Origin of the sequence: Escherichia sp. AM3, from assembly GCF_032029835.1 — a bacterium.
GTDB classification, from domain to species: Bacteria; Pseudomonadota; Gammaproteobacteria; order Enterobacterales; family Enterobacteriaceae; genus Escherichia; species Escherichia coli.
In genome coordinates this window covers 1-25704 of the sequence record NZ_JAVUPQ010000042.1, presented here as the reverse complement: position 1 = coordinate 25704, position 25704 = coordinate 1, and the positions used below count along the sequence as shown (strand labels likewise).

The window sequence follows — 25704 nt, the reverse complement described above, 5'->3', positions numbered from 1 at the left end:
AAGGTGCCAGTGAGTGCGAAAACTGGCACCTTTCCCATGACTTAGCGGAAATTGACGCTACGGTCGCTGGTCATGTCATACAACTGGAACTTACGCCCAAGTTGCTGACCACCGTCACGCGTCAGCGGCGTCCAGCCAATCGCCGCACGGCTGCGTGTCGGGCCAGACGAGAAGAGATCCAACGGTACCGAGACATACACGCCTTTGGTGAAGTCCCCTTCGCCGTACTCCTCTTTCGAAACATTAGTGATCGTGGCATAGCCACCCACCACCACGCCGCTATCAAAGCGTTTGGCGATCTCCAGCGTGCCGCCTTTATCCCCTGCCAGATACTGCCCGACGCTGGCTTTAACTAACACATCCTGAGCGAAAGATGGCGTCCAGTAGGCGGTCAAATGTCCGGTTTTCACGCTGTAGTCGGTGAATTTCATCATATCTTTTGCACTACGCCAGTCGCGCTGTTTAACGTAGTTGGCATCCAGACCAAACGCCCAGTTGCTGTCCAGCGGGCGATACAACACTTCTGCCCCCGCACCGCCAAACATGGTTTCGAGATAACCACCGTAGACCTGACCGTAGAAGCCGTTGCCCAGATGCTGGAAGTAGTTGGCTTGCAGGTTATTCACATAGACATCGTTCTGCACATACTCGCGCACATGGGTACGCACGCGCGGTAAGTGCGAGTCCTGCGGAGGATTAGTGTAGTTAAACTTGTCGTAGTTGTTGGCAAGATTTGCAAACAGGCTGCCGGTGGTCAGCAGATGGTCCGTCAGCCACAAATCTGCCGTTCCCATCACGCCCAGCTGATACATGTAAAAGTTTTCCGGGCCACCGACCGACTGGTTCAGCACCGGATCGATATGGAAATCAAAGCGTGATTTGTCGATATACCAGCCCTGCTCGGTGGACTGCGGAACCACTGGCTCGACGCGTTTTTGCGCCAGCGTCGTTTCGTGGCCCAACGGCTCTCCGGCGAGATGATTTTTCAGGCTGGCGACATCGGTTTCCGTCGTCACCTGCGGCATGTTAAGGCGATTTTCCGTAATGCGGATCGTTTTGATCCCATCCGGCAGATCGTTCATCACGATCCGATTCGCACGGATGATCCCTTCGCGCGAATCACGATATTTCACCTGCTCGCCGGTAACATACAGCGTATCGCCTTTCGCCTGGATCTGTGGATCGGCAAGTCCAGCATTGTATTTCAACAGCGTTAACTGATTCGCCACCACCGAATGCTGCAAAATGGCATCCTGCGGCTGCGGTTGATATTGCGGGCGGGCGTTATCGTTGTAAGACGGGCGCAGATCGTTAAAGTTGGTGCGCAACGTAACGCCAAACATAAAGGTGTTGCCACGTTCATAGCTAAGGTTAACGTCGGCCCAATCGGTAACGCGATAAATCGCACCGACGTTAAACTTACTTTTTTGCTCCAGCTTCCCGGCAAAATCCTGCTGATAATTATTGCCTTCATACTCCAGTTTCAGGCGCAGCGGTTGCCAGGGCGTCTGGTATTCCACGCCGCCAAACAGTGAGGCAGGACCGTGGAACATCTGGCTACCGTCGATAGATCCCGCCTGTTTGTAGCTGTTATCGCGATAGCAATATTTATCACTGGCTGAACAGAGCGGATTTTTCACATTACCGCTGGTGCCCAAATATCCCCAGCCCAGGCCGAGCGTAAAATCGAACGGCCCCCAGGCTTTGCTGGCAACAAGATATTCCGCATCAAACAGCCCCGTACCGCCGATATCCCGCGCACCAACCGCCACTTGCGGCAGCCAGTAACTCTCTTCCCACAAACGCAGTTTGAGATCGAAGGCTTTATCTTTATACGTTTGATCGCCAGAGAACGCTTCGACGCTGCTGTACTGCCGGGTGCGCACGTCGGTGTAGCGCAGCGTTGTTTCCAGCCACGGGAAGAGTTGCACTGAAGCTGAGTAATAACGGTACTGATCGTTATCGCGATAGTTCAGGCTCAACTCCCCTTCCCGCGCCATGCGTGCGGTGGGCGTTTGTAATAATCCTACGCCACCGAAATCCGACTGCGACGGGCCAATGGGCGCAGGATATGTTTCGCCGTAGCAAGCCATGCTAATGCCCAGCGCCAGTAAGCTAAGCAGATGTCTTTTTTTCATTATTGGGGTATCCGCTGCGTCAGAGTCTGAAGAATGTCGGCGTTAAGGGCATCAGGCGTCTCACTCCAGACGGAGTCCGCGAGGCCAACATAAATAATGCTGCCGGGCATCGGCTCTACGTGACGCTTGTTCCAGTAAGCCACCGGCGCTTTTTGCGTGCGTCCGTCCGGGTAAACCACCCACGCGTAGCTGCGATCCGCACCGCTAAGCAGGTTCTGCCCGGAGAGATAGCTCGCCACGTCGCGACCTGGAGTGAATGGCTGCTTGCCAGGACGGCTGATAAGCCCGAACAGCGTGACCGTGGACGGTGGTGGCCCGACCCACAGCGTGTAGTTGCCCTGCAACGGTGGGTTACCGCGTTCGGCAACGCGGACGATATCAGGATCAAGATTGATTTTTTGCCTGCCCGTCACTTTCAACGCCTGAATTTGCTGGCGTAAGGCGTTAATCGCGGCGGCATCGTCGGCGCTGGAATCTGCAGCCAGTTCTGCCAGCCGTGTCAGCAACGCCTGCTGCTGCCGCAATGCTGCCGCCGTTGCCAGCTCTTCGCTAATCACCGCACCGGGCCACCAGCTGTTTGCCAGCCGCGGTTGGCCTACCAGATCGATTAAATGCTCTGCGCCCGTTAGCGTTTTGGCCTCACTGCTGCCATTGCTGAACACCTTGACGGTTCCTGCCGCGAAGACCGATGACGCTCCCACACTCAAAAGCAACGCGACAAAAGTTTGTTTAATCATTGTTTTGCCGCCTTGATGAGAGTGGTTTTCACCGGGAAATAATCCGCGCCGAGATACTGTTCCGACTGGCGAATTTGCCCTACGCTGTCGATCCAATAGCGGTTATGCCAGCGCGCCTGGTCGGTGGAGACTTCTTCGTCCAGCACGCGAACCGGGGTTTCATCGCTGCCGACTTTGACGGTATCGGTACCATTCCATTTGAAGACTGATCGTGCGGTGGCGTAGCGTACCTGCTTATACTCGGTCCAGCCCATCGTGCGCGTCCAGGTTGCACCATCAATGATTTGTGCGGGTTTAATCAGCGGGTCGGCGGCAAGGTTATTCACTTCAATCAGGTTGTCGCCGCCAAGCAAAGTCTTCACCAGACGACCATGTTGTGTGACGAGAGTGGCTTGATCCTGAGTGACCCATTTTTGTTGTCCGTCTTCAGCGAAGGCCAGCACCACAAACAATTGCGGCCCGCCATTAAGCTGCATGTACTGGCTGGCGTAGGGCATATTTTGAATATCATCGTCCGTCAGCTGTACGCCTGGCGTGCCGAACAGACTGTCCCACAGTGAATTGCCCAGCTCTTTAGTCGTGGCTGAACAGGCCTGTAATAACAGGCAGATAAGAATGAGTGCAGGTCGCTTCACGACTCTTCTCCAGAGGGGCAGAATAACCACACCGGAGTGTGGTTATGGTTAATCCCCTTCATATTTCAAGCCACAGATGCGATGACTCGAATTATTTTGGGGATACATACTTTATTACTGGGTACTGGTGGTTGTGGTTGTGGTTGTGGTGGTCCCGGTATTAGAACCATCACCGCCACCGGTTGCCGCGAGCGCGACACCCACCGCCGAGCTTACGGTGCTGACGCTGGTCGCGGAGGAACTCCCCGCCGAAACCGACGTTGCTGCCGACCCTGCCGCTTCGCCCACCTGTACAGGTGCAGCCCACGCAGAAGTCGCCGCAAGCGCAGATATGGCAAAAATGCCATACAGAACTTTTTTCATAACAATTTCCCTTCATTGAATGAATGGAGATTTACCCAAAAACATTTCGGGCGGGATCGAGTATACACAACTAAAGCATGCGAATTACGGCGCGGGGAATTAGCGATGGTGTTTTAGGATAATTGGAATGAATATCAAATATAAGTTTCAACTTATATTTAAATAACAATAAAAATCATAAACTTAAAATAAAAACAAAAGTAATTAATCTGCGTATTTTCCGAAATAAACAACGATTAAAAATCTATTTTAGGATTAACCTCACGGTATGATTTCCGTTAAATCACAGACAAGGGGATTTATCTGATAAAAAAATGCCGACATAACGTCGGCATTGTTATTAAGGTTATTTAATCAATCGTGCTATGTATTAATTGCCGAATACGATGTACATATCGGCATCGACCTGTAGGCCTGATAAGACGCGACCGCGTCGCATCAGGCATCGGTTGCCGGATGCGGCGTGAACGCCTTATCCGGCCTACATAGCGGCATCAGGCATGAACGATGATTAACCGCGCCACGCTTTATAGCGGTTAATCAGACCATTGGTCGAGCTATCGTGGCTGCTGATTTCTTTATCATCTTTCAGCTCTGGCAGAATACGGTTCGCCAGTTGTTTACCCAGTTCCACGCCCCACTGGTCGAAGGTGAAGATGTTCAGGATCACGCCCTGAGTAAAGATTTTGTGCTCATACAGCGCAATCAACGCCCCCAGGCTGAACGGAGTGATTTCACGCAGCAGGATGGAGTTGGTCGGGCGGTTACCTTCGAACACTTTGAACGGCACCACGTAGTCAAGCGTTGCCGGATCTTTACCCTGATCACGATATTCCTGCTCAACCACTTCGCGGGATTTACCAAACGCCAGCGCTTCGGTCTGAGCAAAGAAGTTAGACAGCAGTTTCTGGTGATGATCAGAGAGCGGGTTATGGGTGATAGCCGGAGCGATGAAATCGCACGGTACCATTTTGGTTCCCTGGTGGATCAGCTGGTAGAACGCGTGCTGACCGTTAGTGCCTGGTTCACCCCAGATAATCGGGCCAGTCTGGTAATCCACAACGTTACCGTTACGGTCAACATACTTACCGTTGGACTCCATATTGCCCTGCTGGAAGTACGCCGCAAAACGGTGCATATACTGGTCATACGGCAGAATCGCTTCAGTTTCCGCACCAAAGAAATTGTTGTACCAGATGCCAATCAGCGCCAGCAGGACAGGCAGGTTTTTCTCGGCAGGCGTGGCGGAGAAATGCTTGTCCATCGCGTGTGCGCCAGAAAGCAGTTCAACAAAATTATCAAAGCCGATGGAGAGAACAATCGACAGGCCAATCGCTGACCACAAAGAGTAACGGCCGCCAACCCAGTCCCAGAACTCGAACATGTTGGCAGTATCAATACCAAACTCGCCAACGGCTTTGGCATTGGTGGAAAGCGCCGCAAAGTGTTTCGCAACGTGTTTTTCATCACCAGCCGCTTTCAGGAACCAGTCACGCGCACTATGGGCGTTGGTCATGGTTTCCTGAGTGGTGAAGGTTTTAGATGCTACCAGGAACAGCGTGGTTTCCGGGTTTACTTTTTTCAGCACTTCCGCGATGTGAGTCCCATCGACGTTAGAAACAAAGTGCATGTTCAGGTGATTTTTGTACGGACGCAGTGCTTCGGTCACCATGTACGGGCCGAGGTCAGAACCGCCGATCCCGATGTTCACTACGTCAGTGATTGCTTTGCCGGTATAACCCTTCCACTCACCGGAGATAATCGCTTCCGAGAAGGTTTTCATCTTCTCCAGCACCGCGTTGACTTCTGGCATAACATCTTTGCCATCAACCAGAATCGGGGTATTGCTACGGTTACGCAGCGCTACGTGCAGCACGGCGCGGTTTTCAGTGCGGTTGATCTTCTCGCCAGAGAACATCGACTTAATCGCGCCCGCCAGATCGCACTCTTTCGCCAGATCCTGTAATTTCGCCAGCGTCTCTTCAGTGATGCGGTTTTTGGAGTAATCCACCAGCATCTGATCGTCGAATGTTGCGGAGAACTTAGAAAAACGATCGCCGTCTTTAGCAAAAAGATCGGCGATCGTAACGTCTTTCATTTCATCGAAGTGTTTCTGTAGTGCCTGCCAGGCAGCGGTCTGCGTTGGATTGATGTTTTTCATTAGCAATACTCTTCTGATTTTGAGAATTGTGACTTTGGAAGATTGTAGCGCCAGTCACAGAAAAATGTGATGGTTTTAGTGCCGTTAGCGTAATGTTGAGTGTAAACCCTTAGCGCAGTGAAGCATTTATTAGCTGAACTACTGACCGCCAGGAGTGGATGAAAAATCCGCATGACCCCGTCGTTGACAACCGCCCCGCTCACCCTTTATTTATAAATGTACTACCTGCGCTAGCGCAGGCCAGAAGAGGCGCGTTGCCCAAGTAACGGTGTTGGAGGAGCCAGTCCTGTGATAACACCTGAGGGGGTGCATCGCCGAGGTGATTGAACGGCTGGCCACGTTCATCATCGGCTACAGGGGCTGAATCCCCTGGGTTGTCACCAGAAGCGTTCGCAGTCGGGCGTTTCGCAAGTGGTGGAGCACTTCTGGGTGAAAATAGTAGCGAAGTATCGCTCTGCGCCCACCCGTCTTCCGCTCTTCCCTTGTGCCAAGGCTGAAAATGGATCCCCTGACACGAGGTAGTTATGTCTGAAATTGTTGTCTCCAAATTTGGCGGTACCAGCGTAGCTGATTTTGACGCCATGAACCGCAGCGCTGATATTGTGCTTTCTGATGCCAACGTGCGTTTAGTAGTCCTCTCGGCTTCTGCTGGTATCACTAATCTGCTGGTCGCTTTAGCGGAAGGGCTGGAACCTGGCGAGCGATTCGAAAAACTCGACGCTATTCGCAACATCCAGTTTGCCATTCTGGAACGTCTGCGTTACCCGAACGTTATCCGTGAAGAGATTGAACGTCTGCTGGAGAACATTACTGTTCTGGCAGAAGCGGCGGCGCTGGCAACGTCTCCGGCGCTGACAGATGAGCTGGTCAGCCACGGCGAGCTGATGTCGACCCTGCTGTTTGTTGAGATCCTGCGCGAACGCGATGTTCAGGCACAGTGGTTTGATGTACGTAAAGTGATGCGTACCAACGACCGATTTGGTCGTGCAGAGCCAGATGTAGCCGCGCTGGCGGAACTGGCCGCGCTGCAGCTGCTCCCACGCCTCAATGACGGCTTAGTGATCACCCAGGGATTTATCGGTAGCGAAAATAAAGGTCGTACAACGACGCTTGGCCGTGGAGGCAGCGATTATACGGCAGCCTTGCTGGCGGAGGCTTTACACGCATCTCGTGTTGATATCTGGACCGACGTCCCGGGCATCTACACCACCGATCCACGCGTGGTTTCCGCAGCAAAACGCATTGATGAAATCGCGTTTGCCGAAGCGGCAGAGATGGCAACTTTTGGTGCAAAAGTACTGCATCCAGCAACGTTGCTCCCCGCAGTACGCAGCGATATCCCGGTCTTTGTCGGCTCCAGCAAAGACTCACGCGCAGGTGGTACGCTGGTGTGCAATAAAACTGAAAATCCGCCGCTGTTCCGCGCGCTGGCGCTTCGTCGCAATCAGACTCTACTCACTTTGCACAGCCTGAATATGCTGCATTCTCGCGGCTTCCTCGCAGAAGTTTTCGGCATCCTCGCGCGGCATAATATTTCGGTAGACTTAATCACCACGTCAGAAGTGAGCGTGGCATTAACCCTTGATACCACCGGTTCAACCTCCACTGGCGATACGTTGCTGACGCAATCTCTGCTGATGGAGCTTTCCGCACTGTGCCGGGTGGAAGTGGAAGAAGGTCTGGCGCTGGTCGCGTTGATTGGCAATGACCTGTCAAAAGCCTGCGGCGTTGGCAAAGAGGTATTCGGCGTACTGGAACCGTTCAACATTCGCATGATTTGTTACGGCGCATCCAGCCATAACCTGTGCTTCCTGGTGCCCGGCGAAGATGCCGAGCAGGTGGTGCAAAAACTGCATAGTAATTTGTTTGAGTAAATACTGTATGGCCTGGAAGCTATATTTCGGGCCGTATTGATTTTCTTGTCACTATGCTCATCAATAAACGAGCCTGTACTCTGTTAACCAGCGTCTTTATCGGAGAATAATTGCCTTTAATTTTTTTATCTGCATCTCTAATTAATTATCGAAAGAGATAAATAGTTAAGAGAAGGCAAAATGAATATTATCAGTTCTGCTCGCAAACGAATTCCCGTACACTGAACTCTCTGGCTCACTGAGGGCACCATCATGGCACTCCCCCGTATTACCCAAAAAGAGATGACTGAACGCGAGCAGCGTGAACTTAAAACACTGCTGGATCGGGCGCGGATTGCGCATGGTCGCGTATTGACCAACTCCGAAACCAACAGCATTAAGAAAGATTACATCGATAAATTAATGGTTGAGCGTGAGGCTGAAGCGAAAAAAGCCCGCCAGTTGAAGAAAAAGCAGGCTTATAAACCGGATCCTGAAGCGTCATTTAGCTGGTCAGCAAATACGTCGACGCGCGGCAGGCGCTAATCCACAATCAACGCCTGAGATTTTCACTCGTCAGTGTGAACACAATTTTCCCCTCACCCTAACCCTTTTCCCGAAGGGGCGAGGGGACTGTCCGGGCACTTTTGGGCCGTTTTCATCAGTCTGAGGCGTTAATCAGCGCTCCTTCTTTTTACGCCCCGGCGAGGTAAAACGCTTACCGTTGGACGCCGGGCGACCGCCTTTTTCCGCCGTTTTTTCCATCTTAACGACTGGACGTTTGATGCCCGCTGTTTTCGGTTTGGCCTTCACTTTAGGTTTTGCCTCGGAAGAGGAATTTTCGATGAGCTTAAAGAGGTCGATTAACTCATCATCAGTTAAATCGCGCCACTCACCCAGCGGAATGCCGCTTAAACTGACGTTCATAATGCGCGTACGTTCCAGCTTTTTCACTTCGTAACCAAAGTGCTCGCACATGCGACGGATCTGACGGTTCAGCCCCTGCACCAGGGTAATGCGGAAGACAAACGGCGCTTCTTTTTTGACTTTACACTTTTTAGTCACTGTCCCGAGGATTGGCACCCCCGCCCCCATACCACGAATAAATTCATCGGTAATCGGTTTATCGACCGTAACCAGATACTCTTTCTCATGATCGTTACCCGCACGGAGGATCTTATTCACCAGATCGCCGTGATTGGTGAGGAAAATCAGCCCCTGGGAGTCTTTATCCAGGCGGCCAATCGGGAACACGCGTTTGCTGTGGTTAACGAAATCGACAATGTTATCGCGCTCGCCATCTTCGGTGGTGCTGACAATACCGACGGGCTTGTTCAGGGCGATAAGTACCAAATCTTCGGCTTCCCGAGGCTCAATCAACTGACCGTTTACTTTCACAACGTCGCCGGGTTTCACCTGATCGCCAATGGTGGCTCGCTTGCCATTAAGGAACACATTGCCTTGCTCGATATAGCGATCCGCTTCGCGGCGTGAGCAAATTCCGCTTTCGCTGATGTATTTATTTAAACGGACTGATGAGTCGGGCAGCATAAATTCTCCTGTAAAAAACGGAATATACCGTACCTTTGGGTTGATAAAAAATAGTCATGAGCGAACTATTTGTTATTTCCATTGGCTTGAATTCGTTACCTGCTCAAATCACTTTCCAGAAGCAATGTGCGACATCGTGAGCCATGTCAGTAAGTGGTTAAATTCGCAGTGGTAGCATGCCTCCCGTGATTTCTTACTAACCGGAGAAGTAATGGAACTGCTTTTATTGAGTAACTCGACGCTGCCGGGTAAAGCCTGGCTGGAACATGCGCTGCCGCTGATTGCTGAACAGTTGCAGGGTCGCCGTTCAGCGGTATTTATTCCTTTCGCTGGCGTAACGCAGACCTGGGATGATTACACAGCGAAAACGGCTGCGGTTCTCGCTCCGCTGGGTGTTTCTGTCACCGGTATTCATAGCGTTGTCGATCCCGTTGCCGCTATTGAAAATGCTGAGATCGTGATTGTCGGCGGCGGTAATACTTTCCAGTTGCTGAAACAGTGCCGCGAACGCGGGCTGCTGGCACCAATTACTGACGTGGTGAAACGTGGCGCGCTGTATATTGGCTGGAGCGCAGGCGCTAACCTTGCTTGCCCAACTATTCGTACCACCAACGATATGCCGATTGTCGATCCGCAAGGTTTCGATGCGCTAAATCTGTTCCCGCTGCAAATCAACCCGCACTTCACCAACGCGCTGCCGGAAGGCCATAAAGGTGAAACCCGTGAGCAGCGTATTCGCGAACTGCTGGTCGTCGCGCCAGAACTGACGATTATTGGTCTACCGGAAGGTAACTGGATCACAGTGAGTAAAGGTCACGCTACGCTGGGTGGCCCGAACACCACTTATGTGTTTAAGGCTGGTGAAGAAGCGGTTCCGCTGGAAGCTGGTCACCGTTTTTAAGTGAATTGCCGGATGCATGATCCGGCATCTTGTTCATAGTGCCTGATGCGACGCTTGACGCGTCTTATCAGGCCTACAGGATTCACAATATTAATACTCGTCCCGTCCTTCATCTTCATCCGGCTGTTCCAGCACACTGTAAGCCACCGAACAAAACAGCGAGTTCAGGCGCTGCATATCTCCCAGTAAGCCTAAATGTAGCGAACTGGTTTCAATGCTCTGCACGTTTTGCTGATGCAGGCGATCGACGTGGGCGTGGGAATAGCGGCGATTAAGAATGCGAAAACGATGTTTGCTGCGACGCAAACGACGAGCGCTGGTGACATCGCCAGAGAAGAACACCGACATTGCCAGTTTTAAATTACTGAGCAATTGCTCATAGAGCGCATCCAGTTCCTTCAAGCCATCAAGCGAAAATGCCCGCCGTGCTGCCAGCGATTTATCAGCAATTTCGCTGCCCATGCGCTCGACGATATCGGAAGCCTGTTCAAGGTTGAGCGACATTTCAATAATCTCCGCCCAGCGACGCGACTCTTCTTCTGCCAGTTCCTCTTTTGGCATCCGCGCCAGATACAGCTTAATGGCGGTATAGAGAACGTTGATATCATCTGCCAGCTTACGCAGCTCTTTCTCCTGCCGTGGCTCGCCGTGCATCACTTTATTCAGCCCTTCCATCATCTGTTCCATGGCGTCGCCAATGCGCAGGGTTTCGCGCGCGGCGTTCGCCAGAGCAAGCGTGGGCGTATCCAGCGCGCTGACATCCAGATGTTTAGGCCGTAGCTGGGTATCCAGTTCCGGTTCATCGCGAATAATCGTTTTGCAAAACCGTGCCATCGGGTCAACAAATGGCAGCATGACCAGGCAACGTACAAGGTTGTAGAAGACGTGGAAATAGATCACCAGTTCCGCTTTTGGCAATGACAACTTCCCCATTGTCTCTGCCAGCAAATGGACAAACGGCAGGATAATCAGGCTACCCACCAGCTTAAACAGCAAACTACCCAGCGCGACACGGCGGGCTGCGGCATTGGCGGCACTGTTGTTGAGCATCGCCAGCAGGCCGGAACCGAGGTTAGCACCAATCACCAGACAGAGCGCCACGGGGAAGGAGATAATGCCTGCGGCGGTCAGAGTCGCAGTCAGCAATACAGCAGCAAGGCTGGAGTAGCTGATAATGGCGAACATCGCGCCAATCAGCGCATCCAGCAGAATATCGCCGGTCAGCGAGGCAAAGATCACCTGAACGCCGTTTGCCTGGGTGATCGGCGTTACGGCCTGCACAATCAACTCCAGCGCTAGCAAAATCAGCCCAAGACCAATACCGACGCGGCCCAGTTGCCCGGCGCGTGACTGTTTGCGTCCGAGGAAAAAAATCACGCCGATAAAAATAAGTAACGGTGACAGCCAGGATAAGTCGAAGGTGAGAATACGCGCCATTAGCGCCGTCCCGACATCTGCACCCAGCACAATGACCAGAGCCGGTGCGAGGGCTACCAGATCCTGAGCGACAAACGAGGTCACCAGCATGGTGGTGGCATTACTGCTCTGTACCAGTGCGGTAACGCCGATCCCCGCGCAAAAGGCGAGCGGCTTTTTTTCGACGCTCCGGCTAAGGACAGTACGCAAACGCGCGCCGAAGACGCGCATTACGCCGGTTCGAACAATATGAGTCCCCCAGACCAGCAGGGCGACGGCAGAAAGCAGGTGAAGCAGCGTTAACACGAGTTCAGGTTCTCCTTATCGTTATATGTTCCTGAAGCAATTGAATGACCAAAGGACCGGAAACACGCTGACTGGCATCTTTACTGTGCCTTTTGACATTCGTTTTTCCGGCTAAGATTATTCCAGCCTGTTTCCAGTATAAGTGTTTCATATTAATAAAGAGACAGGGCACTCATTGAGCGCCCTGTTTGTTGTAAGGAAAAGTGACAGATTTGTGAATCAGTCCGCGTCATACCCCAGATTCGGTGCCAGCCAGCGCTCAACTTCGGTAACGCTCATACCTTTACGGCGGGCATAATCTTCAACCTGATCGCGCTGAATTTGTGCTACAGCGTAGTACTTGCTGTCCGGGTGGCTGAAGTACCAACCCGAAACCGATGCACCGGGCCACATGGCGAAAGATTCTGTGAGTTTCATGCCAGTGTGTTTTTCCACTTCCAGCAGCTCCCAGATGGTGGCTTTTTCCGTATGTTCCGGGCAGGCCGGATAGCCCGGTGCCGGACGGATGCCCTGGTAGTTTTCGCGGATCAGCTCTTCGTTGCTGAGGTTCTCGTTCGGCGCATAGCCCCAGTAGACTTTACGCACACGCTCATGGAGATACTCCGCAAAGGCTTCGGCTAAACGGTCGGCAAGCGCTTTCACCATGATTTTGTTGTAATCATCGTGCTGCGCTTCAAAGGCATCAGCCAGTGCGTCCTCTTCCAGCCCGCCAGTCACGGCAAATGCGCCGATGTAATCTGCTTTACCAGAAAGCTTCGGCGCAACGAAGTCAGCGAGACAGTAGTTAGCGAAGCCTGTTTTTTCGGTCTGTTGACGCAGATGGTGGCTGACGTTGATCACATGGGTACGCGTTTCGTCACGGTAGATTTCAATGTCATCGCCCACACGGTTTGCCGGGAACAGGCCCACCACGCCACGCGGATTCAGCGTTTTCTCGGCGCTTAATTTATCCAGCATGTCGTTGGCGTCTTTAAACAGCCGCTGCGCCTCAACGCCCACCACTTCATCTTCCAGAATGCGCGGATACTTCCCGGCCAGCGACCAGGTCATAAAGAACGGTGTCCAGTCGATGTAATTACGCAGCGTTTCGATGCTGGCTTCGACTTCCTGCACGCCGAGACGGTGCGCCACCGGCGGCGTGTAAGCCTGCCAGTCAAAAGCGAAATCGTTATCGCGCGCCGCTTCCAGCGTGACCGGTGGTGTGCGCGGTTTCTTGCGCCCGTGCTGAATACGTACGGTTTCGTACTCCTTGCGGGTACGAGCGACAAAATCATCACGCTGGGTATCGGAAAGCAGCGCCGCCACCACACCAACGGTACGCGAGGCATTCTGCACATACACCGTCGGGCCGCTGTAGTTCTGCTCGATTTTCACCGCCGTGTGCGCTTTTGAGGTCGTCGCGCCGCCAATCAATAGCGGAATAGTGAAGCCCTGACGCTCCATCTCTTTCGCCACGTTAACCATCTCGTCCAGCGACGGCGTGATAAGCCCCGAAAGGCCAATCAGATCAGCATTCACTTCTTTAGCGGTACGGAGAATTTTTTCCGCAGGCACCATAACGCCGAGATCGACAATTTCGTAGTTGTTACATTGCAGCACCACACCAACGATATTTTTACCGATGTCGTGGACGTCGCCCTTCACGGTGGCGATCACCATCTTGCCGTTGGTTTTGCCCTGCTCTTTGCTGGCTTCAATAAACGGTTCGAGGTAGGCCACCGCCTGTTTCATGACGCGCGCCGATTTGACCACCTGTGGCAGGAACATTTTGCCTTCGCCAAACAGATCGCCGACCACGTTCATGCCGTCCATCAACGGGCCTTCAATCACTTCAATCGGGCGCGTAGCCTGCTGGCGGGCTTCTTCGGTATCCTGCTCGATAAACTCAGTAATGCCTTTGACCAGCGAGTATTCCAGACGTTTATTCACTTCCCACGAGCGCCACTCCGCCTGCTGGGCGTTAGCGGTGTCGTCGGTTTTGCTGCCGCGATATTTCTCGGCAAGCTCCAGTAAACGCTCAGTGCCATCATCGCGACGATTAAGAATCACATCTTCCACCGCGTCGCGCAGTTCAGCGGGCAGGTCGTCGTAAATCGCCAGCTGCCCGGCATTGACGATCCCCATATCCATGCCATTGCGAATAGCGTAGTAGAGGAACACTGCGTGAATGGCTTCGCGCACCGGATCGTTGCCACGGAATGAGAAAGAAACGTTAGATACGCCGCCGGAAATCAGCGCGTGCGGCAGTTCGCGTTTGATGTCTTCGCAGGCGCCGATAAAGTCCTGCGCATAGTTGTTGTGCTCTTCAATGCCGGTTGCGACCGCGAAGATGTTCGGGTCGAAGATGATATCTTCTGGCGGGAAGCCAACCTCTTCGGTGAGGATTTTGTACGCCCGACGGCAAATCTCGATTTTCCGTGCGCGGGTATCGGCCTGTCCCTGTTCGTCAAAGGCCATTACCACCACTGCCGCACCGTAACGACGCAAGAGCTTCGCGTGATGGATAAAGGCGTCGACGCCCTCTTTCATCGAGATAGAGTTAACAATGCCTTTGCCCTGGATACACTTCAGACCTTTTTCAATGACATCCCATTTTGAGGAGTCGATCATAATCGGCACGCGAGCGATATCCGGTTCACCGGCAATCAGATTGAGAAAACGCACCATCGCCGCTTCGGCGTCGAGCATCCCTTCATCCATGTTGATATCGATAATCTGCGCACCGTTTTCCACCTGCTGGCGGGCCACATCCAGTGCCTCGCTGTATTTCTCTTCTTTGATCAGGCGCTTGAACTTAGCGGAACCGGTGACGTTGGTGCGTTCACCCACGTTCACAAACAGGCTATCTTCGCCAATGTTCAGCGGCTCCAGGCCGGACAAACGGCAGGCTACGGGGATTTCCGGCAGTTTGCGCGGCGCTAATCCTTCTACTGCACGACTCATCGCTGCAATATGTTGTGGCGTGGTGCCACAGCAGCCGCCGACGATATTGAGAAAACCCGCTTGCGCCCATTCACGTATCTGTTTTGCCATCGTGTCGGCGTCGAGATCGTACTCACCAAAGGCGTTGGGTAGCCCGGCGTTCGGGTGCGCGGTGACGTAGCATTCCGCAATCCGTGACAGCTCCTGCACGTACTGGCGCAGTTCATCGGGCCCCAGCGCACAGTTCAGGCCAAAGCTCAGAGCTTCGGCGTGGCGCAATGAGTTGTAAAATGCTTCGGTGGTCTGCCCGGAGAGCGTGCGCCCGGAGGCGTCGGTGATGGTGCCGGAGATCATAATCGGCAGCTCAACGCCCAGCGCTTCAAACTCCGTTTTCACCGCAAAAACCGCCGCTTTGGCGTTAAGGGTGTCGAAAACGGTTTCAATCAGGATCAGATCCGCGCCACCTTCCACCAGCGCTTTGGTGGACTCTCGATAAGCCGCCACCAGCCCGTCAAAAGTGATATTACGAAATGCCGGATCATTTACGTCCGGAGAAATAGACGCCGTGCGGTTGGTCGGGCCGAGAACACCGGCAACGTAGCGCGGTTTCTCCGGCGTGCGCGCGGTCCACTCATCAGCACAAGCTCGCGCCAGTTTCGCCGCCGCAAAGTTGATTTCCGCCGACAGGGATTCCATCTGGTAATCCGCCATCGCAATGGTCGTGGAGTTGAAGGTGTTGGTTTCGATGATATCCGCGCCCGCTTCAAAGTAGGCGTTGTGGATAGCGGCGATCACTTCCGGTTTGCTGAGCACCAGCAGGTCGTTGTTGCCTTTGAGATCGCATGGCCAGTCGGCAAAGCGTTCACCACGAAAATCGGCTTCGTTCAGTCGATAGCTCTGGATCATGGTGCCCATACCGCCGTCCAGCACCAGAATACGTTCATTTAACTGCGCACGCAGTTGTTCCACTTTGCTGCTCACACTTGCTCCCGACACGCTCAACCCAGATTTAATAAAAATTCAACAAACCATACTGGCATAAACGCATCTGTGGTAAAAGCGACCACCACGCAACATGAGATTTGTTCAACATTAACTCATCGGATCAGTTCAGCAACTATTGCATTAGCTAACAATAAAAATGAAAATGATTTCCACGATACAGAAAAAGGAGGCTGTCATGGTCGCACCCATTCCCGCGAAACGCGGCAGAAAACCCGCCGCTGCCACCGCACCAGCGACTGGACAGGTTCAGTCTTTAACGCGTGGCCTGAAATTACTGGAGTGGATTGCCGAATCCAATGGCAGTGTGGCACTCACAGAGTTGGCGCAACAAGCCGGGTTACCCAATTCCACGACCCACCGCCTGCTAACCACGATGCAACAGCAGGGTTTCGTGCGTCAGGTCGGCGAACTGGGACATTGGGCAATCGGCGCACATGCCTTTATGGTCGGCAGCAGCTTTCTCCAGAGCCGTAATTTGTTAGCGATTGTTCACCCTATCCTGCGCAATTTAATGGAAGAGTCTGGCGAAACGGTCAATATGGCGGTGCTTGATCAAAGCGATCACGAAGCGATTATTATCGACCAGGTACAGTGTACGCATCTGATGCGAATGTCCGCGCCTATCGGCGGTAAATTGCCGATGCACGCTTCCGGTGCGGGTAAAGCCTTTTTAGCCCAACTGAGCGAAGAACAGGTGACGAAGCTGCTGCACCGCAAAGGGTTACATGCCTATACCCACGCAACGCTGGTGTCTCCTGTGCATTTAAAAGAAGATCTCGCCCAAACGCGCAAACGGGGTTATTCATTTGACGATGAGGAACATGCACTGGGGCTACGTTGCCTTGCAGCGTGTATTTTCGATGAGCACCGCGAACCGTTTGCCGCAATTTCAATTTCCGGACCGATTTCACGTATTACCGATGACCGCGTGACCGAGTTTGGCGCGATGGTGATTAAAGCGGCGAAGGAAGTGACGCTGGCGTACGGTGGAATGCGCTGACTTTTTCTGGCGGGCAGAGGCAATATTCTGCCCATCATACCTGAGTGGCAATAGAATAAGGGTGTCTGTTAATCGCATTGACGCCAAAATAACTTAATGTCATACACTTCACACACTTTTATTAACTCAGCATTATTTTTAAACATCAAACCACTTAATCATTAACAAAATCGCAAGATCTCATTCCACCGAAACTTTTACGGCTGCATTATGAGATTGAGCGATTTATGATATTTCTTTAGTTGTAATCATATTAAATTTTTTCACTGTTCTGATAGTTAAAATTCAAGACATCAATAAACAATGAGATATTTAAATGATTACTCGTATTCCTCGTAGTTCTTTCTCTGCAAATATTAATAATACAGCCCAGACAAATGAACACCAAACCCTGAGTGAATTGTTTTATAAAGAACCCGAGGATAAATTTTCTGGCAAGGAGCTGGCGACGCCTCTATTAAAAAGCTTCTCAGAGAACTGTAGACAAAATGGTCGTCATATCTTTAGCAACAAGGATTTTGTCATTAAATTTTCCACGTCCGTCTTACAAGCTGATAAGAAAGAAATTACGATAATTAATAAAAACGAAAACACGACACTTACTCAAACCATTGCCCCAACATTTGAAAAATACCTAATGGAAATTTTACCTCAACGCTCAGACACTCTTGATAAACAAGAATTAAACCTAAAGTCAGATAGAAAAGAAAAAGAATTCCCAAGAATTAAACTTAATGGTCAATGTTATTTTCCGGGGCGACCCCAAAACCGTATAGTATGCCGACACATTGCTGCACAATATATTAATGATATTTATCAGAATGTTGATTACAAACCCCATCAAGATGATTATTCTTCAGCTGAAAAATTTCTCACTCACTTCAACAAAAAAAGCAAAAACCAGACTTTGGCGTTGATTTCCAGCCGTCCTGAGGGGCGTTGCGTTGCTGCCTGCGGTGATTTCGGGCTAGTTATGAAAGCATATTTTGACAAGATGGAATCAAATGGCATCAGTGTTATGGCAGCCATATTACTGGTGGATAACCATGCTTTGACGGTCCGGCTAAGAATAAAGAACACAACTGAAGGATGTACCCATTACGTGGTTTCGGTTTATGATCCTAATGTAACTAACGATAAAATAAGAATCATGAGCGAAAGCAAAGAGGATATTAAACACTATTCTCTGATGGATTTTATGAATGTAGATTATAGCCTCCTGAAATGGTCAAATGATCATGTTATTAACCAATCTGTTGCAATAATTCCAGCACTTCCGAAAGAACAGCTATTGATGTTAAAAGGATCTGTGGATGAAATAACCCCTCCATTATCACCAGCAACGATGAATTTGCTAATGGCAATTGGTCAGAATCACCAACTTACGCAACTGATGATTCAGCTCCAGAAAATGCCAGAACTACATAGAACAGAAATGTTGACTGCCTATAATAGTGGACATATGAACGTTATTAATACTATTTTTAACGCATTACCCACTCTGTTTAATACGTTTAAATTCGATAAAAAAATATGAAACCCCTCCTCCTGGCAAATAATTCTAATGAATATCCCGGTTTGTTTTCAGCGATACAGCATAAACAACAAAATGTTGTAGAGACGGTTTATCTTGCTTTATCTGACCATGCACGCCTGTTTGGATTTACCGCTGAAGATATTATGGATTTTTGGCAACACAAAGCGCCACAAAAATACTCTGCCTTTGAGTTGGCTTTTGAATTGGGTCACCGGGTTATTGCTGAATTAATCCTTAATATATTAAATAAGATGGCTGAAAGCTTTGGCTTTACGGATAACCCTCGATACATTGCGGAGAAAAATTATATGGAAGCTTTACTCAAAAAAGCATCTCCCCATACCGTACGCTAAATCTTTGTCTGCGCCGATACGCATAAACATCTTCCACATGCCCTTCACGTATGCGGTTTTGTAGTGCGCGCCAGTAATCAGCGCGGAACAGGTCGGCGTGCATCTCTTCAAACAGCGGACCAATACGCGGGTCGGCGCATAGCCAGTGGCGAAACTCTTCCGGGAAAACATCGCCCGGCGAGACGCTGTACCACGGTTCGCTGGCAAGTTCGTCTTCCGGATAGCGCGGCGGCGGGATGTCGCGGAAATTCACTTCCGTCATGTAGCAAATTTCATCGTAATCATAAAAAACCACACGCCCGTGACGGGTGACACCGAAGTTTTTAAACAGCATGTCGCCAGGGAAAATGTTAGCGGCGGCAAGCTGGCGAATAGCGTTACCGTATTCTTCAATGGCGTCGCGCAACTGCTGACCTTCCACTTGTTCCAGCCAGATATTGAGCGGCACCATCCGCCGCTCAATATAAAGATGGCGAATCACAATTTGTTCGCCAAGATCGGTGATTTTTTCCGCTGCTTCCTGGAGCAGTAATTCCATTAATGCCGGGGAAATATGCCGCTTCTCCAGCACAAAGTTTTCAAACTCCTGGGTGTCCGCCATTCGGCCCACGCGATCGTGCTCTTTCACCAGTTGATAGCAGGCACGAACGTGAGCGGCAGACATCTCTTTCTGCGGCGCGAACTTGTCTTTGATGACTTTGAATACCCGATCAAAGCCCGGCAGCGTAAACACCAACATCACCATTCCACGAATACCCGGCGCTTCAATGAACTGCTCATTACAGCCCTGTAGATAAACGAGATATTCGCGGTAGCTTTCGGTTTTGGCGTGCTTCTGGCAGCCGATAGCCATATACAATTCAGCAGTGGTTTTACCTGGCAGAATTTCCCGTAGCCACTCGACCAGCGCTGCGGGCAGCGGTGCATAAACCATAAAATAAGAACGCGCAAAGCCAAAAACAATGCTCGCTTCGGCGGTCGTCGTCAGGCAGGTATCAATAAATAACTCGCCGTCGTCCGTCTGGTGGATCGGCAGTAAGAAGGGCAACGTGCCGGAAGGCGTGATCAGTTTGCCCACCAGCCAGGCGGCTTTATTGCGGTAAAACAGTTCGTTCGCCACCTGTAAATGACTTTCCGCGAGGTTGTCTGTCCCCAGCGTTTCCGTCAGATGGCGAATGATGTAATGAATGTCACGGCTTTTATTCTGCCAGCGCAGGCGCAGCGGCAGGTCGCTGATAACGCGCATCAGCAGAGATTCCCAGCCGTGATCGGGGTGAAAGTCTTTCGCCAGCGGGCGGGGAATGGTACGAAAGCGGCGCTCTGGCTGGGAGCTAAAGATAAAAAGCCGCTCGGGAGTAAGCGAGCGGTGGTCAAATAACCGACAGTACACGGAGTTAAAAAAGCTCTCCGCAATCTCGAAGCGCGGGTAATCCGGCAACAGCCGCGTGTAATGCTCTTTAACGCGCAGTAAAAATGCCGCGTCCGTACTTTGGCCGTTAGTAATGCAGCGCAGTTGCTCCACGACCAGACCAACGTGATGATCGTAAAGATGGATACGGTTTTTCATCGCCTGCTGGACAGCATGCCAGTCGGCCTGTTCGAAACGCTGCTGCGCCCCGGAAGTCACTTCGAGGAATCGACCATACTGAGCGTCGAAGCCTTGCAAAATGGTTTGAGCAATCAGTAATTCCAGGCCACGCGGCATTTAGCGCCCTCATCAGGAGCAGAGAATTGCCGGATGCGGCGTAAATGCCTTATCCGGCCTACGTTCGGCAACGGTTGTAGGCATGATAAGACGCGCAAGCGTCGCATCAGGCATCGTGCACCGATTGCCGGATGCGGCGTGAACGCCTTATCCGGCCTACAGTCAGCAACGGTTGTTGTTGCTTAGAACTGCGATTCTTCGGTGGAGCCGGTCAGCGCTGTAACCGACGACGTGCCGCCCTGAATAATAGTCGTCACTTTATCGAAGTAACCTGTACCCACTTCCTGCTGGTGAGATACGAAGGTATAGCCATCTTTCGCGGCGGCAAATTCCGGCTGCTGCACTTTCTCAACGTAGTGCTTCATACCCTCGCCCTGGGCATAGGCGTTTGCCAGGTCAAACATGTTGAACCACATGCTGTGGATACCTGCCAGGGTGATGAACTGAAACTTGTAGCCCATATCCGACAGCTGCTGCTGGAAGCTGGCAATAGTTTTGTCGTCGAGGTTTTTCTGCCAGTTGAACGACGGCGAGCAGTTATAAGCCAGCAGTTTGCCCGGATATTTCGCGTGGATAGCTTGTGCAAAGCGACGCGCCAGTTCCAGATCCGGCGTGGAGGTTTCACACCAGACCAGGTCAGCATATGGCGCATACGCCAGGCCACGGCTGATCGCTTGCTCAATGCCCGCATGAGTACGGAAGAAGCCTTCACTGGTACGCTCGCCAGTAATAAATTCACTGTCATACGGGTCGCAATCGGAGGTAATCAGATCCGCCGCATCGGCATCGGTACGAGCAACCAGCAGGGTTGGAACGCCCGTCACGTCAGCTGCAAGACGCGCCGCGACCAGTTTCTGAATAGCTTCCTGAGTTGGCACCAAAACTTTGCCGCCCATGTGACCGCATTTCTTCACTGACGCCAGCTGATCTTCGAAGTGAACTGCCGCTGCACCGGCTTCAATCATCGCTTTCATCAGTTCAAAGGCATTCAGGACACCGCCAAAACCGGCTTCCGCATCGGCAACGATCGGCAGGAAGTAATCGACATAGCGCGGATCGCCCGGCTCAATGCCTGCGGACCATTGGATCTGATCGGCACGACGGAAGGTGTTGTTGATCCGCTCCACCACAGCTGGCACCGAGTTTGCCGGATAGAGCGACTGATCCGGATACATGCTGGCCGCCAGGTTAGCGTCCGCCGCTACCTGCCATCCCGACAGATAGACTGCTTCAATACCCGCTTTCGCCTGTTGCAGCGCCTGACCGCCAGTCAGTGCACCGAGGCTGTTGATGTAGCCTTTTTTCGACTCGCCATGCAGCAGACGCCACATTTTCGCCGCGCCCAGTTGCGCCAGGGTGCATTCAGGATTGACTGAACCGCGTAATTTCACCACATCTTCCGCGCTGTATGGGCGAGTAATGCCTTCCCAACGCGGTTGAGTCCACTCTTTCTGTAATTCTTCAATTTGTTGTGTACGGGTTTTCATGTGCAGATGCTCCATAGTTATGTGGTGGTTTACGCTAACAGGCGGTAGCCTGGCAGGGTCAGGAAATCAATTAACTCATCGGAAGTGGTGATCTGTTCCATCAAGCGTGCGGCATCGTCAAAACGCCCCTGGGAGAAACGTTCTTCGCCCAGTTCGCTGGCAATGACTTTCATCTCTTCACCCAGCATCTGGCGGAACAAGGCTTTGGTCACCGGTTTGCCATTGCTCAACGTTTTTTGATGATGGATCCACTGCCAGATTGAGGTACGGGAAATTTCAGCCGTCGCCGCATCTTCCATCAGGCCATAAATCGGCACGCAGCCGTTGCCGGAGATCCATGCTTCGATGTACTGCACTGCCACGCGAATGTTGGCGCGCATACCTTCTTCGGTGCGTTCACCATCACAAGGTGCCAGCAGCTGATCGGCAGTAATCGGCGCGTCTTGTTCGCGCATCACTTCAAGCTGATTTTTACGGGAGCCGAGAATGTCGTTGAATACCGCCATTGCCGTATCCGCAAGGCCTGGGTGAGCAATCCATGTGCCATCGTGACCGTTATTGGCTTCCAGCGCTTTATCCGCTTTTACTTTGTTGAGCACCTGGTTATTGCGCTCTTCATCTTTGCTCGGAATAAACGCTGCCATGCCGCCCATCGCAAAAGCACCGCGTTTATGGCAGGTTTTAATCAACAGGCGTGAGTAAGCATTCAGGAATGGTTTATCCATCGTCACTGCCTGTCTGTCTGGCAGGACGCGATCGGGATAGTTTTTCAACGTTTTGATATAGCTGAAGATGTAATCCCAACGACCGCAGTTCAGACCAACAATATGGTCACGCAGCGCGTGAAGGATTTCATCCATCTGGAACACGGCGGGCAGCGTTTCAATCAGCAACGTCGCCTTGATGGTGCCGCGCGGCAGATTAAAGCGATCTTCTGCATAGCTGAAGACTTCGCTCCACCAGGCCGCTTCCTGCCAGGACTGGGTTTTCGGCAGATAGAAATAGGGACCACTGCCCTTTGCCAACAGTGCCTGATAGTTGTGGAAGAAATAGAGCGCAAAATCAAACAGGCTGCCGGGGATTGCCTCACCACGCCAGGTGACATGTTTTTCCGGCAAGTGCAGACCGCGTACCCGACAAATCAAAACCGCTGGATTGGGCTTGAGCTGGTAAATTTTGCCTGCTTCATTGGTGTAACTGATGGTGCCGTTAACCGCATCACGCAGGTTAATTTGCCCGTCGATCACTTTGTTCCAGTCTGGTGCCAGTGAATCTTCGAAATCGGCCATAAAGACTTTCACATTGGCGTTGAGCGCGTTGATCACCATCTTGCGCTCTACCGGGCCAGTTATCTCTACGCGGCGGTCTTCTAAGTCCGCAGGAATCCCGCGAATTTTCCAATCAGCATCGCGAATGGAAGCTGTTTCCGAAATAAAATCAGGCAACGTTCCGTTATCAATATCTTGCTGCTGCTGAATGCGCGCTGCCAGAAGTTTATTGCGTTGTGGCGTAAAATGCGTCACCAGCTCAGTCAGAAATTCTACCGCTTCGGCAGTAAGAATTTGCTTCTCCTGCTCGCCATACGGCCTTGTGAAAGCCAGTTCATCGGTTGTTGTTGCCTGTTCAGTCATCGTGCAGCTCCTCGTCATGGATCCGAAAACTTCCCCACTGTGAACGAAGGATCGTTGTGCGCTTTTCGTTCAGCACAACTAAGACTACTCATTTAAAATGCAAAATCAAAAACAATTTCCATTTTAATTAAAAATACTTGATAACTTGTTGATAACAATATGAATAAAATTTATTCACCTGCTGAGGTACGTTTCGGAAATAAAAAAGGCACCCGAAGGTGCCTGAGGTAAGGTGCTGAATCGCTTAACGATCGACTATCACAGAAGATTAATCCAGCGTTGGATTCATGTGCCGTAGATCGTATGGCGTGATCTGGTAGACGTAATAGTTGAGCCAGTTGGTAAACAGTAAATTACCGTGACTACGCCAGCTCGCTCGCGGTGTATTTTGCGGATCATTGTGCGGGAAATAGTTATACGGTACATCCGGGTCTAGTCCGGCTTCCACATCGCGGAAAAATTCCTGCGCCAGCGTTTGCGCATCATATTCGGGATGGCCCGTCACAAAGGCAATGCGCTTATCTTTACTGGCAAACAGATATGCATCCCCTTCTTCCGTCTCTGCCAGAATTTCCAGATCGGTGTAATCACGAATCAACGCTGCCGGAAAGTCAGCATAGCGCGAATGCGGTGCCAGGAATGAATCATCAAAGCCACGCGTCAGAAGCGCATGAGGATGGAGAATATGATGCTCGTAAACGCCAGAGAGTTTGTCGGTGCGAGTTTGCTTAGGAATGCCGTAGAGGATATTGAGCGCGGCCTGTACCGCCCAGCAGACAAACAGCGTCGAGGTGACGTGATCTTTCGACCACTCCAGCACCTGTTTGATCTGCGGCCAGTAAGCGACATCATTAAACTCCACCAGGCCCAGCGGCGCACCAGTTACAATCAAACCGTCAAAGTTCTGATCCTGAATATCTTCAAAGTTACAGTAGAAGTTGTTCAGATGCTCTGCGGGCGTGTTGCGCGATTCACGGGAATCGATGCGCAACAGCTGAATATCGACCTGCAAAGGTGAGTTTGAAAGCAGGCGCAGAAACTGATTTTCAGTTTCAATCTTCTTCGGCATCAGGTTAAGGATCAGAACCTTAAGTGGACGAATTTCCTGACCAGACGCACGAGAAGTTGTCATCACAAAGACGTTTTCTTCACGCAAGAAATTGACGGCGGGTAGCTCGTCCGGCACACGAATCGGCATAACCTGATTACCTCACTACATACGCTTATACGTTTAGACATCCAGATAGCTGAAGATAACCAGAAAATTTGCCAATGTCGAGCCTGCATGTTGAAGGTGAGAAAGTTTCAAGGAAAAGACTACGTTAGAATATAAGAATGACTAAAAGGAGAGAAAATGGTTATTAGTATTCGCCGCTCACGGCATGAGGAAGGGGAGGAACTCGTTGCGATTTGGTGTCGTTCTGTCGATGCCACTCACGATTTTCTATCAGCAGAGTATCGGACCGAGCTGGAGGACCTAGTTCGTTCCTTCCTGCCGGAAGCGCCGTTGTGGGCCGCGGTTAATGAGCGGGATCAGCCGGTTGGATTTATGTTGCTAAGTGGGCAGCATATGGATGCGCTGTTTATCGATCCTGATGTGCGCGGCTGCGGCGTAGGTCGGGTGCTGGTGGAGCATGCGCTCTCGATGGCACCGGAACTGACAACCAACGTGAATGAGCAAAATGAGCAGGCGGTTGGGTTCTATAAGAAGGTGGGTTTTAAGGTTACGGGACGCTCTGAGGTGGACGATTTGGGGAAACCGTATCCGTTGCTGAATCTGGCGTATGTGGGGGAATAAGCCGCCCCCTATCGTGCTATCGTGCCTGCGTAAGCTGGATAAGACGCGCCAGCGTCGCATCCGGCATTTTTTTCTGCGCCAATGCAAAAAGGCCATCCTGACGGATGGCCTTTCGCTTTATTTGATGCCTGGCAGTTTATGGCGGGCGTCCTGCCCGCCACCCTCCGGGCCGTTGCTTCGCAACGTTCAAATCCGCTCCCGGCGG

Annotated in this window: 18 protein-coding genes, 1 pseudogene and 1 riboswitch; of the genes and pseudogenes, 6 read left to right on the top strand and 13 right to left on the bottom strand. The window is 51.6% G+C overall.

Annotated features, from left to right (window positions below; translation table 11 throughout):
- Positions 1-41: 41 nt before the first annotated feature.
- From RTW80_RS15305 to pgi, 5 genes are all read right to left on the bottom strand, one after another.
- Positions 42-2138, bottom strand: a complete 2097-nt coding sequence (locus tag RTW80_RS15305; RefSeq protein WP_000745711.1) for a YjbH domain-containing protein — start codon at positions 2136-2138, stop codon at positions 42-44.
- On the bottom strand, positions 2138-2875 hold the full coding sequence (locus RTW80_RS15300) for a capsule biosynthesis GfcC family protein (RefSeq protein ID WP_000595505.1): 738 nt from the start codon (positions 2873-2875) through the stop codon (positions 2138-2140). The genes RTW80_RS15305 and RTW80_RS15300 overlap by 1 nt, the downstream gene beginning before the upstream one ends.
- Positions 2872-3510: a YjbF family lipoprotein gene (locus RTW80_RS15295; protein WP_001301119.1), complete on the bottom strand. Its 639-nt coding sequence runs from the start codon at positions 3508-3510 to the stop codon at positions 2872-2874. Before RTW80_RS15295 ends, RTW80_RS15300 begins: the two co-directional genes overlap by 4 nt.
- A 114-nt stretch (positions 3511-3624) precedes the next feature.
- Positions 3625-3873 carry an exopolysaccharide production protein YjbE gene (yjbE, locus tag RTW80_RS15290; protein ID WP_021575443.1) on the bottom strand — a complete coding sequence of 83 codons (249 nt, stop codon included), beginning with the start codon at positions 3871-3873 and terminating at the stop codon, positions 3625-3627.
- Between the two features lie 511 nt (positions 3874-4384).
- Positions 4385-6034, bottom strand: coding sequence for a glucose-6-phosphate isomerase (pgi, locus tag RTW80_RS15285; RefSeq protein WP_032247965.1), 1650 nt, complete (start codon positions 6032-6034; stop codon positions 4385-4387).
- A gap of 236 nt (positions 6035-6270) precedes the next feature.
- A riboswitch (Lysine riboswitch) is annotated at positions 6271-6467 on the top strand.
- Positions 6468-6558: 91 nt separating this feature from the next.
- On the opposite strand from pgi, the gene lysC reads away from it, so the two are divergent.
- Positions 6559-7908 carry a lysine-sensitive aspartokinase 3 gene (gene lysC / locus RTW80_RS15280; protein ID WP_001290318.1) on the top strand — a complete coding sequence of 450 codons (1350 nt, stop codon included), beginning with the start codon at positions 6559-6561 and terminating at the stop codon, positions 7906-7908.
- Positions 7909-8160: 252 nt separating this feature from the next.
- Complete coding sequence (locus RTW80_RS15275) at positions 8161-8433, top strand: DUF3811 domain-containing protein (RefSeq protein ID WP_001207634.1); 273 nt, start codon at positions 8161-8163, stop codon at positions 8431-8433.
- Between the two features lie 132 nt (positions 8434-8565).
- On the opposite strand, the gene rluF is transcribed toward RTW80_RS15275, so the two are convergent.
- Positions 8566-9438, bottom strand: coding sequence for a 23S rRNA pseudouridine(2604) synthase RluF (gene rluF / locus RTW80_RS15270; protein WP_063119186.1), 873 nt, complete (start codon positions 9436-9438; stop codon positions 8566-8568).
- A 211-nt stretch (positions 9439-9649) separates the two neighbouring features.
- On the opposite strand from rluF, the gene pepE reads away from it, so the two are divergent.
- On the top strand, positions 9650-10339 hold the full coding sequence (gene pepE / locus RTW80_RS15265) for a dipeptidase PepE (protein WP_000421763.1): 690 nt from the start codon (positions 9650-9652) through the stop codon (positions 10337-10339).
- Positions 10340-10429: 90 nt separating this feature from the next.
- Here the strand turns inward: pepE and RTW80_RS15260 are convergent, their stop codons facing one another.
- Entirely contained in the window at positions 10430-12061 is a 1632-nt protein-coding gene (locus RTW80_RS15260) for a Na/Pi cotransporter family protein (protein WP_000956830.1), read from the bottom strand.
- 219 nt (positions 12062-12280) lie between these two features.
- Entirely contained in the window at positions 12281-15964 is a 3684-nt protein-coding gene (gene metH, locus RTW80_RS15255; RefSeq protein WP_000095995.1) for a methionine synthase, read from the bottom strand.
- A gap of 199 nt (positions 15965-16163) precedes the next feature.
- On the opposite strand from metH, the gene iclR reads away from it, so the two are divergent.
- Positions 16164-16988, top strand: a complete 825-nt coding sequence (gene iclR / locus RTW80_RS15250; RefSeq protein WP_000226392.1) for a glyoxylate bypass operon transcriptional repressor IclR — start codon at positions 16164-16166, stop codon at positions 16986-16988.
- 316 nt (positions 16989-17304) lie between these two features.
- Positions 17305-18878, top strand: a pseudogene (locus RTW80_RS15245) (ShET2/EspL2 family type III secretion system effector toxin).
- Here the strand turns inward: RTW80_RS15245 and aceK are convergent.
- The 4 genes from aceK to metA all read right to left on the bottom strand — a co-directional run bounded on the left by aceK (position 18847) and on the right by metA (position 24899).
- Positions 18847-20583, bottom strand: a complete 1737-nt coding sequence (gene aceK / locus RTW80_RS15240; RefSeq protein WP_001137214.1) for a bifunctional isocitrate dehydrogenase kinase/phosphatase — start codon at positions 20581-20583, stop codon at positions 18847-18849. The pseudogene RTW80_RS15245 and the gene aceK sit on opposite strands and share 32 nt — an antisense overlap.
- A gap of 182 nt (positions 20584-20765) precedes the next feature.
- Positions 20766-22070: an isocitrate lyase gene (aceA, locus tag RTW80_RS15235; protein WP_000857856.1), complete on the bottom strand. Its 1305-nt coding sequence runs from the start codon at positions 22068-22070 to the stop codon at positions 20766-20768.
- 29 nt (positions 22071-22099) lie between these two features.
- On the bottom strand, positions 22100-23701 hold the full coding sequence (gene aceB, locus RTW80_RS15230) for a malate synthase A (RefSeq protein WP_000138906.1): 1602 nt from the start codon (positions 23699-23701) through the stop codon (positions 22100-22102).
- A gap of 268 nt (positions 23702-23969) precedes the next feature.
- Positions 23970-24899, bottom strand: a complete 930-nt coding sequence (gene metA, locus RTW80_RS15225) for a homoserine O-succinyltransferase (RefSeq protein ID WP_001122777.1) — start codon at positions 24897-24899, stop codon at positions 23970-23972.
- A gap of 156 nt (positions 24900-25055) precedes the next feature.
- Here metA and RTW80_RS15220 point away from each other — a divergent pair, with 156 nt between their 5' ends.
- The gene (locus RTW80_RS15220; RefSeq protein WP_032247971.1) at positions 25056-25499 is read left to right on the top strand and encodes an acetyltransferase; all 444 of its coding nucleotides are present in this window, start codon (positions 25056-25058) and stop codon (positions 25497-25499) included.
- Between the two features lie 8 nt (positions 25500-25507).
- On the opposite strand, the gene RTW80_RS15215 is transcribed toward RTW80_RS15220, so the two are convergent.
- Positions 25508-25704: hypothetical protein (locus tag RTW80_RS15215; protein WP_204901870.1), on the bottom strand; the 197-nt coding region annotated here is incomplete at its 5' end.

Bases quoted from the DNA above. Each gene is read 5' to 3' on its own strand.
- RTW80_RS15305 (WP_000745711.1), bottom strand. From the start codon at position 2,138: ATGAAAAAAAGACATCTGCTTAGCTTACTGGCGCTGGGCATTAGCATG.
- RTW80_RS15300 (WP_000595505.1), bottom strand. From the start codon at position 2,875: ATGATTAAACAAACTTTTGTCGCGTTGCTTTTGAGTGTGGGAGCGTCA.
- yjbE (WP_021575443.1), bottom strand. From the start codon at position 3,873: ATGAAAAAAGTTCTGTATGGCATTTTTGCCATATCTGCGCTTGCGGCG.
- pgi (WP_032247965.1), bottom strand. From the start codon at position 6,034: ATGAAAAACATCAATCCAACGCAGACCGCTGCCTGGCAGGCACTACAG.
- lysC (WP_001290318.1), top strand. From the start codon at position 6,559: ATGTCTGAAATTGTTGTCTCCAAATTTGGCGGTACCAGCGTAGCTGAT.
- RTW80_RS15275 (WP_001207634.1), top strand. From the start codon at position 8,161: ATGGCACTCCCCCGTATTACCCAAAAAGAGATGACTGAACGCGAGCAG.
- rluF (WP_063119186.1), bottom strand. From the start codon at position 9,438: ATGCTGCCCGACTCATCAGTCCGTTTAAATAAATACATCAGCGAAAGC.
- pepE (WP_000421763.1), top strand. From the start codon at position 9,650: ATGGAACTGCTTTTATTGAGTAACTCGACGCTGCCGGGTAAAGCCTGG.
- iclR (WP_000226392.1), top strand. From the start codon at position 16,164: ATGGTCGCACCCATTCCCGCGAAACGCGGCAGAAAACCCGCCGCTGCC.
- aceK (WP_001137214.1), bottom strand. From the start codon at position 20,583: ATGCCGCGTGGCCTGGAATTACTGATTGCTCAAACCATTTTGCAAGGC.
- aceA (WP_000857856.1), bottom strand. From the start codon at position 22,070: ATGAAAACCCGTACACAACAAATTGAAGAATTACAGAAAGAGTGGACT.
- aceB (WP_000138906.1), bottom strand. From the start codon at position 23,701: ATGACTGAACAGGCAACAACAACCGATGAACTGGCTTTCACAAGGCCG.
- metA (WP_001122777.1), bottom strand. From the start codon at position 24,899: ATGCCGATTCGTGTGCCGGACGAGCTACCCGCCGTCAATTTCTTGCGT.
- RTW80_RS15220 (WP_032247971.1), top strand. From the start codon at position 25,056: ATGGTTATTAGTATTCGCCGCTCACGGCATGAGGAAGGGGAGGAACTC.